This window comes from Streptomyces sp. HUAS MG56 (assembly GCF_058673395.1).
Window position 1 is genome coordinate 4,493,689 of record NZ_CM178722.1, and the last position, 15,965, is coordinate 4,509,653.

17 protein-coding genes, 1 tRNA gene, 1 pseudogene and 1 riboswitch are annotated in these 15,965 nt (G+C 67.8%); of the genes and pseudogenes, 11 read left to right on the forward strand and 8 right to left on the reverse strand.

Going from position 1 to position 15,965, the window contains the following annotated elements:
• The first annotated feature begins 134 nt into the window (after nt 1-134).
• Nucleotides 135-1,154 carry a hypothetical protein gene (locus AC4OXY_RS21310; RefSeq protein WP_491994443.1) on the forward strand — a complete coding sequence of 340 codons (1,020 nt, stop codon included), beginning with the start codon at nt 135-137 and terminating at the stop codon, nt 1,152-1,154.
• A gap of 618 nt (nt 1,155-1,772) precedes the next feature.
• Nucleotides 1,773-4,916, forward strand: coding sequence for a DEAD/DEAH box helicase (locus AC4OXY_RS21315; RefSeq protein ID WP_491994444.1), 3,144 nt, complete (start codon nt 1,773-1,775; stop codon nt 4,914-4,916).
• Here AC4OXY_RS21315 and AC4OXY_RS21320 read toward each other — a convergent pair.
• Nucleotides 4,906-5,568, reverse strand: a complete 663-nt coding sequence (locus tag AC4OXY_RS21320) for an ATP-binding protein (protein WP_402066152.1) — start codon at nt 5,566-5,568, stop codon at nt 4,906-4,908. The two genes, AC4OXY_RS21315 and AC4OXY_RS21320, sit on opposite strands and share 11 nt — an antisense overlap.
• 204 nt (nt 5,569-5,772) lie before the next feature.
• Here AC4OXY_RS21320 and AC4OXY_RS21325 point away from each other — a divergent pair, with 204 nt between their 5' ends.
• The 3 genes from AC4OXY_RS21325 (at nt 5,773) to AC4OXY_RS21335 (ending at nt 7,414) form a co-directional block, all read left to right on the forward strand.
• Nucleotides 5,773-6,618, forward strand: coding sequence for a helix-turn-helix domain-containing protein (locus AC4OXY_RS21325; RefSeq protein ID WP_362821265.1), 846 nt, complete (start codon nt 5,773-5,775; stop codon nt 6,616-6,618).
• Complete coding sequence (locus AC4OXY_RS21330) at nt 6,618-6,818, forward strand: DUF397 domain-containing protein (protein ID WP_362821266.1); 201 nt, start codon at nt 6,618-6,620, stop codon at nt 6,816-6,818. The genes AC4OXY_RS21325 and AC4OXY_RS21330 overlap by 1 nt, the downstream gene beginning before the upstream one ends.
• An 83-nt stretch (nt 6,819-6,901) precedes the next feature.
• Nucleotides 6,902-7,414: a DUF6879 family protein gene (locus tag AC4OXY_RS21335; RefSeq protein ID WP_402066149.1), complete on the forward strand. Its 513-nt coding sequence runs from the start codon at nt 6,902-6,904 to the stop codon at nt 7,412-7,414.
• A 275-nt stretch (nt 7,415-7,689) separates the two neighbouring features.
• Here AC4OXY_RS21335 and AC4OXY_RS21340 read toward each other — a convergent pair whose 3' ends face one another.
• Nucleotides 7,690-8,556, reverse strand: coding sequence for an inositol monophosphatase family protein (locus AC4OXY_RS21340; RefSeq protein ID WP_491994445.1), 867 nt, complete (start codon nt 8,554-8,556; stop codon nt 7,690-7,692).
• 100 nt (nt 8,557-8,656) lie between these two features.
• Between AC4OXY_RS21340 and AC4OXY_RS21345 the strand changes: the two genes are divergently transcribed.
• A complete protein-coding gene (locus AC4OXY_RS21345) occupies nt 8,657-8,959 on the forward strand; it encodes a hypothetical protein (protein ID WP_376286053.1) in 303 nt (100 codons plus the stop codon).
• A 31-nt stretch (nt 8,960-8,990) separates the two neighbouring features.
• On the opposite strand, the pseudogene AC4OXY_RS21350 reads toward AC4OXY_RS21345, so the two are convergent.
• Nucleotides 8,991-9,198 (reverse strand): annotated as a pseudogene (locus AC4OXY_RS21350) (helix-turn-helix domain-containing protein); the annotation flags it as partial.
• A 10-nt stretch (nt 9,199-9,208) separates the two neighbouring features.
• Nucleotides 9,209-10,537: a DUF445 domain-containing protein gene (locus AC4OXY_RS21355; RefSeq protein ID WP_376286055.1), complete on the reverse strand. Its 1,329-nt coding sequence runs from the start codon at nt 10,535-10,537 to the stop codon at nt 9,209-9,211.
• Between the two features lie 229 nt (nt 10,538-10,766).
• On the opposite strand from AC4OXY_RS21355, the gene AC4OXY_RS21360 reads away from it, so the two are divergent.
• The gene (locus AC4OXY_RS21360; protein ID WP_491994446.1) at nt 10,767-12,101 is read left to right on the forward strand and encodes an SGNH/GDSL hydrolase family protein; all 1,335 of its coding nucleotides are present in this window, start codon (nt 10,767-10,769) and stop codon (nt 12,099-12,101) included.
• 19 nt (nt 12,102-12,120) lie between these two features.
• On the forward strand, nt 12,121-12,723 hold the full coding sequence (rdgB, locus tag AC4OXY_RS21365; protein WP_356034166.1) for an RdgB/HAM1 family non-canonical purine NTP pyrophosphatase: 603 nt from the start codon (nt 12,121-12,123) through the stop codon (nt 12,721-12,723).
• A 42-nt stretch (nt 12,724-12,765) separates the two neighbouring features.
• Here the strand turns inward: rdgB and AC4OXY_RS21370 are convergent.
• The 4 genes from AC4OXY_RS21370 to bcp all read right to left on the reverse strand — a co-directional run bounded on the left by AC4OXY_RS21370 (nt 12,766) and on the right by bcp (nt 14,622).
• Nucleotides 12,766-12,840, reverse strand: a tRNA-Leu gene (locus AC4OXY_RS21370).
• Nucleotides 12,841-12,855: 15 nt separating this feature from the next.
• On the reverse strand, nt 12,856-13,353 hold the full coding sequence (locus tag AC4OXY_RS21375; RefSeq protein WP_491994447.1) for an HNH endonuclease signature motif containing protein: 498 nt from the start codon (nt 13,351-13,353) through the stop codon (nt 12,856-12,858).
• Entirely contained in the window at nt 13,350-14,009 is a 660-nt protein-coding gene (locus tag AC4OXY_RS21380) for an HNH endonuclease signature motif containing protein (protein WP_491994448.1), read from the reverse strand. Before AC4OXY_RS21380 ends, AC4OXY_RS21375 begins: the two co-directional genes overlap by 4 nt.
• Nucleotides 14,010-14,154: 145 nt before the next feature.
• The gene (gene bcp / locus AC4OXY_RS21385) at nt 14,155-14,622 is read right to left on the reverse strand and encodes a thioredoxin-dependent thiol peroxidase (protein WP_376286064.1); all 468 of its coding nucleotides are present in this window, start codon (nt 14,620-14,622) and stop codon (nt 14,155-14,157) included.
• A 93-nt stretch (nt 14,623-14,715) separates the two neighbouring features.
• Between bcp and AC4OXY_RS21390 the strand changes: the two genes are divergently transcribed.
• The 3 genes from AC4OXY_RS21390 (at nt 14,716) to sugE (ending at nt 15,951) form a co-directional block, all read left to right on the forward strand.
• On the forward strand, nt 14,716-15,045 hold the full coding sequence (locus AC4OXY_RS21390; RefSeq protein WP_356034157.1) for a DUF3618 domain-containing protein: 330 nt from the start codon (nt 14,716-14,718) through the stop codon (nt 15,043-15,045).
• Between the two features lie 97 nt (nt 15,046-15,142).
• A complete protein-coding gene (locus AC4OXY_RS21395) occupies nt 15,143-15,445 on the forward strand; it encodes a GroES family chaperonin (protein ID WP_107304396.1) in 303 nt (100 codons plus the stop codon).
• A gap of 52 nt (nt 15,446-15,497) precedes the next feature.
• Nucleotides 15,498-15,591: riboswitch (guanidine-III (ykkC-III) riboswitch) on the forward strand.
• Between the two features lie 39 nt (nt 15,592-15,630).
• A complete protein-coding gene (gene sugE / locus AC4OXY_RS21400) occupies nt 15,631-15,951 on the forward strand; it encodes a quaternary ammonium compound efflux SMR transporter SugE (RefSeq protein ID WP_053665396.1) in 321 nt (106 codons plus the stop codon).
• Nucleotides 15,952-15,965 lie beyond the last annotated feature (14 nt).

Sequence of the window (15,965 nt, forward strand, 5' to 3'; positions counted from 1 at the left end):
CCGGCGCTCTTCACGCAACCCCCACTGGATGCCCACACCCGAGCTCCCACGAAGATAGACGAAGGCCCGCGGCCCCTCCCCCGCGCCCCCTCCACGCCTCACTTTTGTCACCGCGCGGCAGTACGGTGTCCCCCATGCGCCCCGACACGCCTGCCTCGCCTGCCGAGAACGTCGACCACACCGCGGAAGCGGCACGCCTGGAGCGGACCGCCGGCCTGTACCCCGAGGACGCCGAGGCCCTCCTCCTGCGCGCCGCGGCCCACCTGGAACTGTCCGGCGACCGCCCCGCCGCGACCACGCTCTACGACCGCCTGCTGGCGACCACCGCCGACCTGGACAACCCTCCCCTGATCCGGGCCCTGAAGGCCTCGAACCTCTGGGAGTACGGCCACGAGGCCGAGGCAAGGGCGATCATCGAGGGCATCCGCCTCGCCGCCCCGCGCGACCCGGCCCCCTGGCTGATCGCGGCGGAGTCCCTGGAGTCCCACGACGAACTGGAGGCGGCGGCCGAAACCCTCACGGAGGCCGCCCGCTCGCTCCTGCCGGAGGGCACGGAACCCCCTGCCCCCACCCACCCCCTCCTCTACGCCCGCCACCGCGTCCGCCGCATGCTGGGCCTCCCCCACGACGACTGGGACACCCTGGCGGACACCCTCCACTCGGCTCCCGTCTCGCTGGACGAACTCCACGACCCGAAAAGGGTCTGGTCCCTCGGCTCGGACAACCCCGCCGAACTGGCCGCCGAAATCTCCCGCCTCCAAGCCGAACTGGGCGCCTACCGCGAGGCCCTCTCCCGCCCCTTCCCGGTGGCGGTCCTGCACTGGCCGGCCCCGGAACTGACGGAACTGGTCTCGGCGTACCCGACCCTCTCCTCGGAGTACCCCTCCCACCCGGAACACCTGTCGACCATAGAGTCCTCGCTCCGCGAACTGTCCTCCTCGGGCACGGCGAACCTGGGCATCGTGACGGGCACGGTCCCGTCGTACGAGGCCTTCGCAGCCTCGGAGGGCTCCTCCCCGGACGACGTGACGCTGCTGCCGCAGTACGCGACGACGCTGGCGGCGAGGGGGCGGGCGGAGGCTTGGCCGCCGGAGCGGAGTGCCGGGTGCTGGTGCGGCTCGACAGAGGGCTACGAGGCCTGCCACGGCGCGTAGGTCCGTAACGGCACCGCGGCCCGCAACACCGCAAGTCGCGGCATCACCCGCCGCCCGACCGGATCGCCCATCACCGGTGACCAGTCAGGCCCATCGAGCCGCCACCCACCTCCCCACCCGCTCCCCCGGGCCGCCCGCTCGTTTCTTCCCCGTGCTGGAGCGGCCCGGGGTCAAGGGTGGCTCGAAGAGCCATCGGCGCCAGCCGACGCGAGAGCGCAGCGGAGCGGAAGCGGAGCGGAAGCGCCCTTGAGGCCGGGCCGCGGAAGCACAACAATCCCGAGAAGCGGGCGGCCTCCGGCCACTTCACAGTTCCCGCCGACACGAACTCCCAGCGGAACTGGCGGGGTTGAAGGGCGATGGCGCATGACTGATCACCCGGCGCATAAACAACCGGTCCAAACTCTCAGGGCCCTACCTCCACCGCCGTAGAGCGTTCACAGCTCGTTCGCTGAGTCTGATCACTGCCCGGGCGCCCTGGACAGCCACCGGACCCTGCCCGCTCACTGGCAGGGGCTGACCTGTGTCTGAAAACGATCACCTTTTGACTCACAGCATTCGGCTGTCAGTGGTTGGTGTTAGAACAGGTCCACATCAACCCGAGAAGTCGGAGGAGCGACCGTGGCGGAACCGGGGGACCTGAAACATCCAGGCGTCTACGAGAAGCTCGTCACGCAAGAGCTGCGCGATCGGATAGTCGAACTCGAAGCCGCAGGGTGGAAGGCCGTCGATGCCGAGGTCAGCACGGAGTCCGCACCGCACGTGCTGGCCCGCCACATCGGCGAGGCAGTGGCACGCCGGTTGGCCCAACTGCCCCGTGACAAACAGGTCGCAGCCGCCAATCAGATCATGCAATCGCTGGTCGCCAGTGCGCCTGATCCGCATGAAGGCGAGATCGAGGCAACCATCGCCGACGGGCCGCGCCAACTCCTCGCTCTCGCCGAACAGGAGGCCCCGGGCGTCTACGCAATCCGCCCCTTGACGCCCCTCTCCGAAACTGCGCTGATCACCAACGCCCCAGACGATCCCAATCTTGGCGCCGAGCTGCGGGCAGAGCTCGCCACGGCCGACCGCATCGACCTGCTGTGCGCCTTCGTGAAGTGGCACGGTATTCGGGTACTTGAGGACTCGCTTCGGGCAGCAAAGAAGCGCAACGTCCCCATCCGGGTCATCACAACCACCTACATCGGAGCCACCGACCGCCACGCCTTGGATCGCCTGATCCGCGAGTTCGGCGCTCAGGTGAAGGTCAACTACGAGATCCGGTCCACGCGTCTTCATGCGAAGGCATGGCTGTTCCGCCGCCGAACCGGCTTCAACACGGCCTACGTAGGCAGCTCGAACCTCTCCAAGGCCGCATTGCTCGATGGCCTGGAGTGGAACGTACGACTGTCCTCGATCGCCACACCGCGGGTGCTCGACAAGTTCGAGGCGACCTTCGACGCCTACTGGGATGACCCCGCCTTCGAGGTGTACAACCCCGACGAGGACGGGGAACGCCTCGACGAAGCCCTGGCCCAAGCAGGTGGCGGTCGGGCAGGCGACGACCTCAAGATCAACCTCTCCGGCCTCGAAGTGCAGCCCTTCCCACACCAACGGGACATGCTGGAACGCCTCCGCGTAGAGCGCGAGATCCGCGACCACCATGAGAATCTCCTGGTCGCAGCCACCGGCACTGGCAAGACAGTCATGGCCGCCCTGGACTACCGCGCTATGCGCGACAAACGCCACGGTGAGCTCCCCCGGCTGCTCTTCGTGGCGCACCGCAAGGAGATCCTGAGGCAGTCTCTGCGCACCTACCAGGAGGTCCTCGGCGATGCCTCCTTCGGCGAGTTGCTCTACAACGGCCAGGAACCCCGCGACTGGACCCACGTATTCGCGAGCGTCCAGTCCCTCAACCTCCAGCGGCTGGAGCAGATCGATCCCAGCCACTTCGACGTCATCGTCATCGATGAGTTCCACCACGCCACAGCCAGTACATACCGCCGCGTCCTCAACCACTTCCAACCCACCGAACTACTCGGCCTCACCGCTACACCAGAGCGGATGGACGGGTTCAATGTTCAAGACGAGTTCTTCGGAGGGCGCATCGCGGCCGAGATGCGCCTGTGGGAAGCTCTTGAGGCTGACCTGCTGTGCCCGTTCCACTACTTCGGAATCCCCGATGGTACGGATCTAACGCAGTTGCACTGGCGGGCGGGCACCTACGACAGGGACGAACTCAGTAACGTCCTCACGGCAAGCCACGCACGAGCTCTCATCGTCATCAAGCAGGTCAAAGACAAGATCTGCAACCCCTCCACCATGCGCGCCTTGGGTTTCTGCGTGACCAAGGCACACGCCCACTTCATGGCCGAAGAGTTCCGCAAGGCGGGGTTCCAAGCCGCTGCCCTCGACAGCGATACCTCTGCCACAGAGCGTGAGCAGAAGCTGTCGGATCTCAAGGCCGGCCGAATCCAAGTGATCTTCTCTGTCGACCTGTTCAACGAGGGGGTTGACATCCCGGAGATCGACACGCTGTTGCTTCTGCGCCCCACGAACAGCGCGACCGTCTTCCTCCAGCAACTGGGACGCGGCTTGCGTCGTACGCCGAACAAACCCGTACTGACCGTGCTCGACTTCATCGGCCAGCACCGGGCAGAGTTCCGCTTCGAGGAGCAGTTCCGCGCACTGACGAACCTGTCCCGTAACCGCCTCATCGACAACATCGAGCGCGGCTTCCCTCATCTGCCCTCTGGCTGCCAGATCATCCTGGAGGGCAAGTCCAGGGACCTTGTTCTCAACAACATCCGCACCCAGGTGGACGCCACAATCAACACGCTCGTGAAGGAGGTCCGGAACTACAGCACACCCACGATCGATGCCTACCTCCGCGAGAGCCAGCGGGACATCAATGAGCTCTACAAAAACAAGAACTCGTGGACCACGGTCTTGCGTAAGGCAACGTTCATCAAAGCGGCTCCGCTGCCGGGCGAGGAGGATCTCCTCAAGCGCGTCCACGCGTTCCTTCACGTAGACGACCCCAACCGGGCCCAGGCCTATCTGCGCCTCCTTGCGGACGACGCTCCGGACTACGACTCCCTTTCTCCGGCCGAGCAGGCGTACGGCCGCATGCTCTTCTTTAACTTGTGGGACAAGGCGGGTGGATTCTCCAGTTACCGGGAGGGGCTGGAATCCCTACGTGTCCAGGAACGGGTCCGCGACGAACTGCGCCAGGTTCTGACGTACGTCCTCGACCGAACAGATCACTTCCCCATCCCGCTGAGCGCCCCACTCAGCCGCCTCCCGCTGAAGATCCACAGCTCCTACAACCGCTCCGAGATCCTCGCGGCGCTCGGAGTAGCACGGCTGGGCGGCCAGATGCCCGGCGTCTTTGCCCAGGGGGTGAGCTGGGTCGAGGACATCAAGACCGACGTACTCTTCATCACCTCGGAGAAGAACGAAAAGGACTTCTCCCCCAACGTTCGCTACAAGGACTACGCGATCAGCCCCACCCGTTACCACTGGGAGTCCCAGAACGGCACGTCTGAGAGCTCCCGGACAGGATTGCGCTACCAGCGCCACGTAACGCAGGGCAGCAACGTCCTGCTCTTCCTTCGCCGCTACAAAGAGAACAGCATCGGCAAGTCCGAGCCCTGGATGCTTCTCGGCCCGGCCACCTATGTGACCCACAGCGGCAGCAAGCCGATGGCGATCACTTGGGACCTTGAGCATGAGCTCCCTGCCGATGTGTGGTCGTACTCCGCGGCGATCACTACCGGGTGAACTTCTCGACTTCCGCCTCGAAGTGTGTCTGGGCTCGGTCGAGCAGGTCATCCGCGTCACGGCCGTGTGCCTGCATCCAGCGGAGGAGGTCGGCGATGATATCGACCGCCGCTTCCTCCGCCGCAGTCAAAGCCAGCGGCTCGGATTCCGCACCGGACGGACTCGACGCCTTCATTGCCCTGTAGCTGTTGAGCAACTCGTCAATGCCGGCGGTCGGTGGACGCACGGTGTGCACACAGATCGAAGGCAGTCCAGTATCCATTTCGCACCACGTCACTTTGCGATCAGCTCGAAGCTCGACACCCCAGCGGTCGGCCACAGCATCGACGAGGGTCACCCCACGCCCGGCTTCGCTGCCCAACCCTGCCTGGACCAGCGTCGGTAGGGCGCGAGTGCCGGGGTCGTGAACCTCGATACGCAGATAGCTGCCGTTCATGGAGACAGCAAGGGTCGTCGGGGTCTCAAGGCCAACGTGGTTGATCACGTTGGAAACAAGCTCGCTGGCACAGAGCTGAGCCACGTCGACCACTTCAGGCAAGCGCCACACTTCCAGGTGGAGCCGCAGGATACGCCGCAGAGCCGCCACCTCCTGGGGTTCCGCAAGGAACGGTAGGTCCCATGGCTTCCTTGGCATGCAGACGATGCAGTCCATCTCTCAACTCCCTGCGCGAGACAGTAGGTTGCGAAGCGCAATGAAGCGCACACTCAGAGTTGCATTGGAACTCTCAAAATGGAACTCTCACTTCGAGGGGGATCGGAGCGCAACCATGAACCGCACGCCCCCAGCGCACGCCATCTTGCCGCCATGGCGCATGAGCCCGGAGCATCTGACAGAGCGAAACGAAAGGCTCACCACATGCCAGTCGGACCCACGACTCGCCGTCGCCAACTGGGCGCTGACCTGCGCCGACTTCGTGAACTCAAGGGTCTGACCCTTGAGGAGGCCGGAGCACGTGTTGGCATCTCCAAGGCGACCCTCAGTCGCTACGAGACGAAGGAGGGCACGGTCAAGTGGCCTGCCGTTGACGCGCTTTGCCGTGAATACGGCGCCTCGGACGAGGAGCGCTTGGCCCTGGTCGAACTCGCCAAGGGCGCCAAGATCCAGGGATGGTGGAGATCTCTGGCTGACCCCATCCCCGAGTCCATGAACCTCATGCTGACACTGGAGGATGAGGTCGTACGAGAAGACCACTACGCCTGCATGTATGTGCCTGGCCTCCTGCAGACCCGCGCCTACGCCGAAGCAGTCCACCGTGCCTCCGAAGTGGGCTGCCCCGAGCGGGAGGTGCAGCACATGGTCGACATCCGCATGAAGAGGCAAGAGCTCCTCGATCGAGACGAGCCTCCGCACATCTGGTGTGTAGTCGATGAGGCCGCCGTCCGACGCATCGTGGGCGGACGAGAAGTCATGCAGGAGCAGCTCCGACACCTGCGGGCCATGAGCGAGCGCCCGCACATCACAGTGCAGGTGCTTCCGTTCGCAAGAGGCGCCCACGCTGCGGCCGTTGGCAGTTTTGCCATCCTCCGCGGGCCGAAGCGGGAACTGGACGTGGTCTACGTCGATCTCCTCGGCGGCGGGCTCTTCATGGAGAAGCCGAAGGAACTAGATCGCTATAGGTTGGCGTTCGAGTACCTCAGCGCCCAGGCACTCGACCTGGAGTCCTCGGCCGAGATCGTCGACCGTATAAGCAAGGAGCTCTGATGGCAGCACCCTCGACGTACCGGTGGTTCACGTCGTCCTACAGCGGCGGCAGCGGGACTGAGTGCGTGACATGCGCGCATGCCGGGGAGCGCATGCTCGTGCGTGATTCGAAACGTGGCTGCGAGCCCGTGATAGCCGTCGAGGGTCAGGCCTGGCAGGCCTTCACACACGCGCTAAAGCAACGGGGACTGGAGCAATGAGCTCCAACGCCAGATAGGCATCCCTAGCCATGAGTTCGTAGAGATCCCTTGGCACATGGTCCAGTTCTCCTTGGAGGTGCAGCGTGACCGCGGCTCCGACGTTTGAGGAGCTGTTCCGCAGCTGTCGCGAATCGGCAGTCCATCTGGAGATGCGGGACTCGTACATGAAGTCGGACCCGGCGTACACCGACTGGAACGCCGGCGCGGTGATCGACCCCACCGAGAGGTGGGCCGACTGGCTCTCCCTGGTCTCCGAGGCTACGAGTCGTGGAGTGAAGGTCCGCCGCGCCCGGATCGTGTCCGAACCCGTGAGCAGATACATCCGGTTCGAGTACGAAGTGACCGAGGGCCTGAACATCGCCGCAGGCGAGGAAGTGCGCTGGTTGTCGCGCAGGAACGCCACCGGTATCGCCCTGCCCGGCAACGACTTCTGGCTGTTCGACTCGTCCCGGCTGCTCGTGAACCACTTTGACGGCGAGGGTGAGTGGCTTGAGCCATCTCTGAGCACTGACTTCCAGGAACTCGAACTGTGCGCCAGCGCCTTTGAGGCGGTGTGGGAGCTGGGCATCCCGCACGCCGAGTACGAACTCACCTAATCAGGTGGGGGAACCGGCCTGTCCGTTGGACGGAGTTGAGCGGTGGCCTGCCTGCGAGCGATTGGTGGGATTGGGACACCGGTGCCTCGGCGAAGCCTGTGTCACGGCGTTCAGAGCTGACCTAGATCTGCCAATCGCCGATCCAGCTGACGGCCGTGCCCCTGCCGCCACTGGTCCACGCACCGCTCAACCTCGAAGCCCCGGGAAAGCTGGAGGAGAGGCAAGGGCGGTCCGCCCTGAGGTTTCCTGGCAGGCTGGTGGAGAGGGAGGCACAGTCACAGGCCCTTACAACCCGTCTCCCACAGCCCCCTCAACTCCTCCGCCACCCCCGGCGCCGCCAGCAGCAACGGCTCGTTGTACGTGGGGAATTGAGGGAGGGCCACCGCGCCCGCCTCGATCGCGATCAGGTACGCCGGCAGGCCGTCCACCGCGTGGAATTCGCCGATGGCCGCTGCCGTGGCGCGGCCTGCCGCGACCTGGGAGAGGGAGAGGGCCGTGGAGCCCATCACCCTGGTGGTGCAGTGGCGGTGGGAGAGGGCGGTCAGGAGAGGGTCCAGGCCGGGCCAGTGGGAGTGGGCGGCCCACTCCGTGAGGAAGAGGTGGCCGGTGAGGGTGGTGTGGGGCGAGGCATGGATCGGGGTGCCGTTCAGGTGGGCGCCGCGGCCTCGGATCGCGGTGAAGACTTCCCGGCGCCAGGGGTCGGCCACCAGGCCGAGGAGCGGGGTGCCGTCGGGGGAGACCAGGCCCAGGGAGAAGGAGCACCAGCCGATGCCGTGGGCGTAGTTCGTGGTGCCGTCGACCGGGTCCACGACCCAATAGGGGGCGGTTGGCGTGGTCGGCTCGTCGACGCCGTACTCCTCGCCCTCGATGCCGTGCGACGGGAAGGCCGCCCGGAGGACCGAGCGGACGTGGATCTCGATCGTCTCGTCCGTCTGCGTGACGATGTCCGCCGGGCCCGCCTTCTCCCGTACCTCCTCGCCGTGGCGTGGGCGGCGGATCGTCTCCGACGCCCAGGCGGCCAGGTCGGTCGCGATCGTCAGCGCGCGGTCCAGGTCCAGGTCCAGGTCCAGGTCCGGGTCTGGGTCCGGGTCCAGGTCGGCGGCGCGTACGTCCTCGTGTGCGTCCTCGTCGTGTTCCTCCACACGCGCAGGATGGCAGGGGCTGGTGCGCGATGTCCCGGTGGGGCTCGTTAGCCTCGGCTGCATACAGAAGATGACACAAAGGACAACAGAGGAGGCAGTCGTGGCCAAGGTTCCCAGTGCGGTCGTCGCCGCCGGCGGGCTCGTCGGTGGGTACGGCGTGGCCCGTTGGACCAGGAAGCGGCAGCTGGGCGGGGCCGTGCTGGCCGTGGCCGGGGTCGCTGCCGCGCAGCAGTGGCGCAAGCAGGCCGGGGGGAAGGCGGCGGGGGCGTTGGGTGCCGCGTACGTCGCCGCCTTCGCGGGGTCGCATCCGCTGGCCAAGAAGGTCGGCGCCTGGCCGTCCGTCTTCGGAGTCGCCGGCGCCGTCGCCCTCGCCTCCTGGGCTGTCGCCGACCGTAAGGCCTGACGCAGCGGACGCCCCGATCACCGGGTGCCCGTCACAGGGTTCCCGCCCCGAACGGCTTCCGGTACGCCGGCGGGCTCGTGCCCACCACCCGGCGGAAGCGTTCCCGGTACGCCGTCGGGGAGCCGAAGCCCGGCTGTTCGGCGATGCGCTCGACAGGGTACGGCGTCGTCTCCAGCAGGTGCTGGGCCGCGCCGTGCCCGGGTCCGGTGCGGCCACTGGAGCGGTGACGTGCCGGTCCTCCCGGCCCCCTCACGCTCCCAGCGTCCGCGTCACCACGTAGATCAGCAGTCCCGCCAGGGATCCCACCACCGTGCCGTTGATCCGGATGAACTGCAGATCGCGGCCGATGTGCGCCTCGATCTTGCGGGTGGTGTGCTCCGGGTCCCAGGCGGCCACGGTGTCGGTGATCAGCGAGGTGATCTCCTTGCGGTACGTCGTCACGACGTGCACCGCCGCGCCCTGCACCCAGCTGTCGACCTTCTCCTGCACCTTCGGCTCGGTCGCCATCCGCGTGCCCAGCGACAGCAGCGCGGCCCGCACCCGCAGCCGCAGCTCGCTGCGCTCGTCCTCGGCCGCCGCCACGATCATGGACCGTACGGCCGTCCACGCGGACGCGATCAGGTCCTGCACCTCGCCCCGGCCCAGCACCTCGCCCTTGAGCCGCTCCACCCGCGCCCGCGTCTCCGTGTCGGACTGGAGGTCGGAGGCGAAGTCGGTGAGGAAGCGGTCCAGGGCGCCGCGCGCCGGGTGCGCGGGCATGTCCCGCATCTCGGTGACGAAGCGGAGCAGCTCCTTGTAGACGCGTTCGCCGACCTTGCGGTCCACGAATCTCGGGGTCCAGCCCGGCGCGCCGCCCTCCACGGCGACCATCACGTCGTCCCGGTGCAGCACCAGCCAGTCGTGCGCCCGGGTCACCACCAGGTCCACCACGCGCCGGTGCCCGCCGTCGGCGACGACCTTCTCCAGCATCTTGCCGATGCCGGGCGCGATCTCCTGGGCGTTCGCCCGGCGGGTGATCGCCTCCCCGACCACCGCCTGCACGTCCGAGTCCCGCAGCACCGTCAGCGCGCCGCGCAGCGCCGTCGCCAGCTCGGCCGTCACCCGGTCCGCGTGCTCGGGCTCCGCCAGCCAGGCGCCGAGCCGGGTGCCGATGCCGACGGCGCGCAGCCGCTGCCGTACGACGTCCTCGGAGAGGAAGTTCTCGCCGACGAACTCGCCGAGTGAGACGCCCAGTTGGTCCTTCTTGGTGGGGATGATCGCGGTGTGCGGGATGGGCAGTCCGAGGGGGTGGCGGAAGAGCGCGGTGACCGCGAACCAGTCCGCCAGCGCGCCCACCATGCCGGCCTCGGCCGCCGCGGCGACGTAACCCGCCCAGGGACCTGCGCCCTCGTGCGTGGCGAGCTTGGCGAGGACGTACACCAGCGCCACGAACAGCAGCAGGCCGGTCGCCGTGAGCTTCATCCGGCGCACCCCGCGCCGGCGCTCCTCGTCGGCCGGGGTGAAGGCCGTCATGGTCTTGTACGACACACCCCGTGCCGTCTCCGTCTCGGACGCTTCCGTCGCTTCCGTCGCTTCCATCGGCTCCACCCGTTCCGGTCCACCCGTGCGGCGATCCCGCACACAATTGTCCCTTCCTGACCGACTCCCGGAACGGAACGAGAGTTCCCGGCGTCCATCCACAGGGGACTTCCGGGCAGGGCCCTGACAGCTGTCCCCGGCCCATACCGCATCATGGGCCCATCACCAGCGGAACAACGGAACCGTCGGAGCATCGGGCTCCCGATCCCCCGAGGGGAACAGAACAAGCGTGACCAAGCGTCGTGGTTATGTACTGATGACCGCGCTCATCGCGCTGGTCGTGGCCATATCCGCCGTCATCTACCTCACCGTGGGCGCCGACGACGGCACCGCGCGCGGCACCCTCACCGACGACCGCCCGCACCACGACTCCTCCGCCGCCCCCGCCTCCACCGGCACCTGGGTCGGCTCCTGGGCCACCGCACCGGTCGGCGGCGAACCCGGCACCGAGACCGAGGGCCTGGCGGGCCACTCGGTACGCAACGTGGTGCACGCCAACACCGGCGGCACCAGCGCCCGGATCACGCTGTCCAACCTGTACGGCCAGTCGCCGCTGACCCTCACCCACGCCTCCGTCGCGCTGTCCGCCGGGAACGGCACCGCCGCGGCCGACCCCGCGTCGATGCGCCGCCTCACCTTCAACGGCGCCACCGGCGTCGTCGTACCCCCCGGCGACCAGATCACCAGCGACGCCGTCCGGCTCGCCGTCCCGCACGACAGCGACGTCCTCGTCACCACCTACTCCCCCACCCCCTCCGGCCCGGTCACCTACCACCCGCACGCCCGGCAGATCTCCTACGTCGCCACCGGCGACCACACCGAGGACGCGACCGGCACGCCGTACACCGCACAGACGCCGTACTGGCGCTACGTCACCGCGCTGGACGTGCTCAGCAACGAGGCCGAGGGCACCGTCGTCGCCTTCGGCGACTCCATCACCGACGGCATCACCTCCACCACCGACGCCGACCACCGCTGGCCCGACCTCCTCTCGGACCGGCTGCGCACGGCACTGGAGAGCGGAGGCCGGCTGCCGCGCTACAGCATCGTGAACGAGGGCATCAGCGCCAACCAGGTCCTCGCCAGCGGCCTCGGCCGGCCCCCCGAGAACCAGAGGGGCCTCGACCGCTTCGCCCGCGACGCGCTCTCGCGCCCGAACACCAAGGTCGTCGTCATCGACCTGGGCGTCAACGACATCCTGCGCAACCCCGGCCTCGCCGACCCCGACCGCATCGTCGCCGGCCTGCGCACGCTCGTCGCACAGGCCCACGCCCACGGCCTCAAGGTCGTGGGCGCCACCCTGATGCCCTTCCGGGGCCACCGCGGCTACACCGGGACACGCGAGGCCGTCCGGCAGCAGATCAACGCGCAGATCCGCACCGGCACGGTGTACGACGCGGTCGTCGACTTCGACAAGGCCCTGCGCGACCCGTACGACCCCCGCCGCCTGCGCCCCGACTACGACTCCGGCGACCATCTCCACCCCAGCGACCGCGGCTTCGCCCGCATGGCCGAGGTGTTCGACCTGCGCAGCCTGGAGGGCGGCGGGCAGACGGAGCTGTAGGGGAGGAATACTGGCGCGCATGACCCGCCTGATCCTCGCCACCCGTAACACCGGAAAGATCACCGAGCTGAGGGCCATCCTCGCCGAAGCCGGACTGCCCCACGAACTCGTCGGCGCGGACGCCTATCGCGAGGTGCCCGACGTCAAGGAGACCGGCGTCACCTTCGCCGAGAACGCCCTCCTCAAGGCCCACGCCCTGGCCCGGGCCACCGGCCTGCCGGCCGTCGCCGACGACTCGGGCCTGTGCGTCGACGTCCTCAACGGCGCCCCCGGCATCTTCTCCGCCCGCTGGGCGGGCAAACACGGCGACGACCTGGCCAACCTGGAACTGCTGCTGGCCCAGCTCGCCGACATCGACGAGGAACACCGGGGCGCGCACTTCGCCTGCGCGGCGGCACTGGCCCTGCCGGACGGGAGGGAGCGCGTGGTCGAGGGACAGCTGCGGGGCGTGCTCCGGCACGCCCCCGCCGGCACGAACGGCTTCGGCTACGACCCGATCCTCCAGCCGGACGGCGAGACCCGGACGTGCGCCGAGCTGAGCGCCGAGGAGAAGAACGCGATCAGCCATCGGGGGAAGGCGTTCCGGGCGCTGGTGCCGGTGGTGCGGGAGTTGTTGGGCTGAGACCGGAAGAGGGGCCGCCCAAGTGGACGGCCCCTCAGCGTGTGGGCCCGGTGGGACTCGAACCCACGACACACCGGACCTAAACCGGCGCCCTCTAGCCAGCTGGGGTACGGGCCCTCAGCCTCGCCTACTCTACTGGTCGTGCCGAGCCGCTCGTCGCCCTCCTCGGCACCAGGTGCTCGTGATCGCGTGGCAGTTGGGGCAGAGCAGACGAAGGTTCTCCCGCCGGTTGTCGCGCCAGTCCCCGTTGATGTGGTCGATCTCCAGCGTCATGGGCTTCCCGAGCCACTCGGCGCCGACACCACACCCGGCGCACTGCTCGGGTACGCCCACTTCGCGAAGCGCACGGCGCAGACGCGTGGTCTTGATCCGATGTGCAGCGTCGTGACGTACCAACACCTCCTCCGAGCTCTTGGCGTTCGGGCTACGACGCCCCCGTTGATGCGCCTGCCCAACGAAGTGGGCTGTCGTGAGGCAATCCTGTGCGATCCGTTCCCTCAACATCAGTCGTTGCCCACCGTTGTCCGGCCGTCCCAGGCGACGCAGCACCTCCGCCAAGGAGACCGACTCGGCAACCGCAGCGCTCAGCTCCTCGCGCGTGGGCTGCGGACGACGCTTGCCGCCGCTCATCGACCACCCCCGTGACGCCCTTTGCCACGACCCCGGTACGTGTCTGTCGTGGAATGGCAATTGGGGCACAGGAAGCGGAGGTTCACCGGGCGGTTGTCCCGCCAGTCCCCGTTGATGTGGTCGACTTCCAGTGGCAGCGGCTGTCCCTGCCACACAGCCTCGATTCCGCAGCGGGAACAACTCTCGTCCACCCCTTGCTCCAGCATTGCCCGCTTGAGTCGCTGTCCCGGGACGCGCGGAGCATGCCCCGATGCGTCCTCTACGAGGATCTCTGCGGGGGTCCGGCGGCGTTGGTTGTGCCTCATCCGCTCAGTTCGGACCACGGACGTGAAGTGTGAGGTGTCGAGCCCGTACGCCTTGATCCGCCGGGCAATGTTGGCCTGGTGACCACCCACGGCATCGAGCCCGAGTCGACGCACCACCTCGTTGACGCTCGCGGATGCTGCCACCACTGGCTCAAGAACCTCGCGTGTCCACTTCGCCCCCTCCCGCTCGAAGTGCGACGTATCCACCCCGAGCTTCTTCATCCGCTGCCTGATGCAGTCCCTCCTCGAACTCCTCGGATCCACCCCCAGCCTCTCCAACGCCTCCGACAACGTCCGCGCCCCGCGAGCCGCCTCCTCCAGACGCTCCCTGGTGTACGCACTGGCCCCCATGCGAGCCCCCTCCGTTTCGGCCGCGCATGCGTTCGCAGCCTGTACGGAGTAACGAACCGGTTATCGGACAGTCACGCCCTGACACGAGAAAGCGGCCCGCACCAGGTCACCCTCGGTGCGAGCCGCCAGCAGCGGATACGGCCCCTCAGATGCCCAGGTCCTTGATGATCTTGGCCACGTGGCCGGTGGCGCGGACGTTGTAGAGGGCTCGTTCGACCTTGCCGTGCTCGTCCACGACGATCGTGGAGCGGATGACGCCCATGTAGGTCTTGCCGTAGTTCTTCTTCTCGCCGAAGGCGCCGTAGGCGTCGAGGACCTTCTTGTCCGGGTCGGCGAGGAGGGTGACCTTCAGGGACTCCTTCTCGCGGAACTTCGCGAGCTTCTCCGGCTGGTCGGGGCTGATGCCGATGACGTCGTAGCCGGCGGAGGCGAGGACCTCCAGGTTGTCCGTGAAGTCGCAGGCCTGCTTGGTGCAGCCCGGGGTCAGGGCGGCGGGGTAGAAGTAGACGATGACCTTGCGGCCCTCGTAGGAGGCCAGGGAGACCTCGTTGCCGTCGGCATCCGGGAGGGTGAAGGCGGGGGCCACGTCCCCCGGCTGGAGTCGCTCGCTCATCGGGCCAGGGTAACCGGGGGGCCTTGCGGTGCGGCGGGAGGAGAAGCTGACAGACTGTCCGGGACAGCATCAGATGACTTCGGAGGCCGTACGGTGGCGGACACGTCGGACACCAGAACCCCGGCGCAGATCGAGGCGGACATCAAGCGCCGCCGCGAAGTGCTGGCCGAGACGCTCGACGAGATCGGCGTGCGGGTCCATCCGCAGACGATCATCGGGGACGCGAAGGCCAAGGCCGCCGCCCATCTCGACCACACCGTCGGGCGGGCGTATGTGCAGGTCAATCGGGTGGTCAGTGACGTGCGGGCGCAGTTCGTGGACGACGAGGGCGCGCCCCGGCTGGAGCGGATCGTGCCGGTCGCGCTGCTCGCCGTCGGTGTCGTCGGGCTGTTCGCCGTCGGCCGCAGGCGGCGCAAGGGCTGACCCGGAAGCGGACGGGCGGGGCGAAGGCAGGTAGGTTCGAGGCGTGAGCGCCAACAGAAACGAGAACACCCCTCAGCACGACAAGCTGCCCATCCGGATGCTGCATGACCGGGTTCTGGTCAAGCAGGACGCCGGTGAGGGCGAGCGGCGGTCGGGAGGCGGCATTCTGATTCCCGCCACCGCGGCGGTCGGCCGGCGGCTGGCCTGGGCCGACGTCGTCGCGGTCGGGCAGAACGTACGGACCGTGGAGCCCGGCGACCGGGTCCTGTACGACCCGGAGGACCGGGCCGAGGTCGAGGTGCGGGGTGTGGCGTACGTGCTCATGCGCGAGCGTGATCTGCACGCCGTGGCCGCGGACCGGTTCGAGGGGTCCGAGGACTCGACCGGCCTGTACCTGTAGTCCGGCAGCTCAGAGGGGCTGGTGACCGTTATCACCAGCCCCTTTTGCGTGGGCTTTGCTATGTTCGGGAGCGAGCCCGACGAGACGCGCCGTACCGGGACCGCGACACCAGGAAAGCCGGAACGACCAGGAAAAGACGACGCACCCCGTTCAGAGATCTCTCTCGATACCCCGGAGGTGCCGTCATGGCCTGGGTTCTGCTTGTCGTCGCCGGTCTGCTCGAAGTCGGCTGGTCGATCGGGATGAAGTACACCGAGGGATTCACGCGGCTGGTCCCGAGTGTGCTCACGGGCGCCGGGATCGTGGCGAGCATGGTGCTGCTGTCGTACGCCGCCAAGTCCCTGCCCATCGGTACCGCCTACGGCGTGTGGGTGGGCATCGGGGCGGCCGGGGCGGCGGTGCTCGGCATGGTGGTGCTGGGTGAGCCGGTCACCGCCGCCCGGATCTTCTTCGTCTGTCTCCTGCTGGTCGCCGTCGTCGGGCTGAAGGCGACCAGCGGTCACTGAGACGTCAGGCTGCT

What these genes read in the sequence shown, in the direction of transcription:
- AC4OXY_RS21325 (WP_362821265.1), top strand. Translation starts at nt 5,773, where the DNA reads ATGCCAGTCGGACCCACGACTCGCCGTCGCCAACTGGGCGCTGACCTG.
- AC4OXY_RS21375 (WP_491994447.1), bottom strand. Translation starts at nt 13,353, where the DNA reads ATGAGCGGCGGCAAGCGTCGTCCGCAGCCCACGCGCGAGGAGCTGAGC.
- bcp (WP_376286064.1), bottom strand. Translation starts at nt 14,622, where the DNA reads ATGAGCGAGCGACTCCAGCCGGGGGACGTGGCCCCCGCCTTCACCCTC.
- AC4OXY_RS21355 (WP_376286055.1), bottom strand. Translation starts at nt 10,537, where the DNA reads ATGGAAGCGACGGAAGCGACGGAAGCGTCCGAGACGGAGACGGCACGG.
- AC4OXY_RS21330 (WP_362821266.1), top strand. Translation starts at nt 6,618, where the DNA reads ATGGCAGCACCCTCGACGTACCGGTGGTTCACGTCGTCCTACAGCGGC.
- AC4OXY_RS21380 (WP_491994448.1), bottom strand. Translation starts at nt 14,009, where the DNA reads ATGGGGGCCAGTGCGTACACCAGGGAGCGTCTGGAGGAGGCGGCTCGC.
- sugE (WP_053665396.1), top strand. Translation starts at nt 15,631, where the DNA reads ATGGCCTGGGTTCTGCTTGTCGTCGCCGGTCTGCTCGAAGTCGGCTGG.
- rdgB (WP_356034166.1), top strand. Translation starts at nt 12,121, where the DNA reads ATGACCCGCCTGATCCTCGCCACCCGTAACACCGGAAAGATCACCGAG.
- AC4OXY_RS21395 (WP_107304396.1), top strand. Translation starts at nt 15,143, where the DNA reads ATGCTGCATGACCGGGTTCTGGTCAAGCAGGACGCCGGTGAGGGCGAG.
- AC4OXY_RS21310 (WP_491994443.1), top strand. Translation starts at nt 135, where the DNA reads ATGCGCCCCGACACGCCTGCCTCGCCTGCCGAGAACGTCGACCACACC.
- AC4OXY_RS21320 (WP_402066152.1), bottom strand. Translation starts at nt 5,568, where the DNA reads ATGGACTGCATCGTCTGCATGCCAAGGAAGCCATGGGACCTACCGTTC.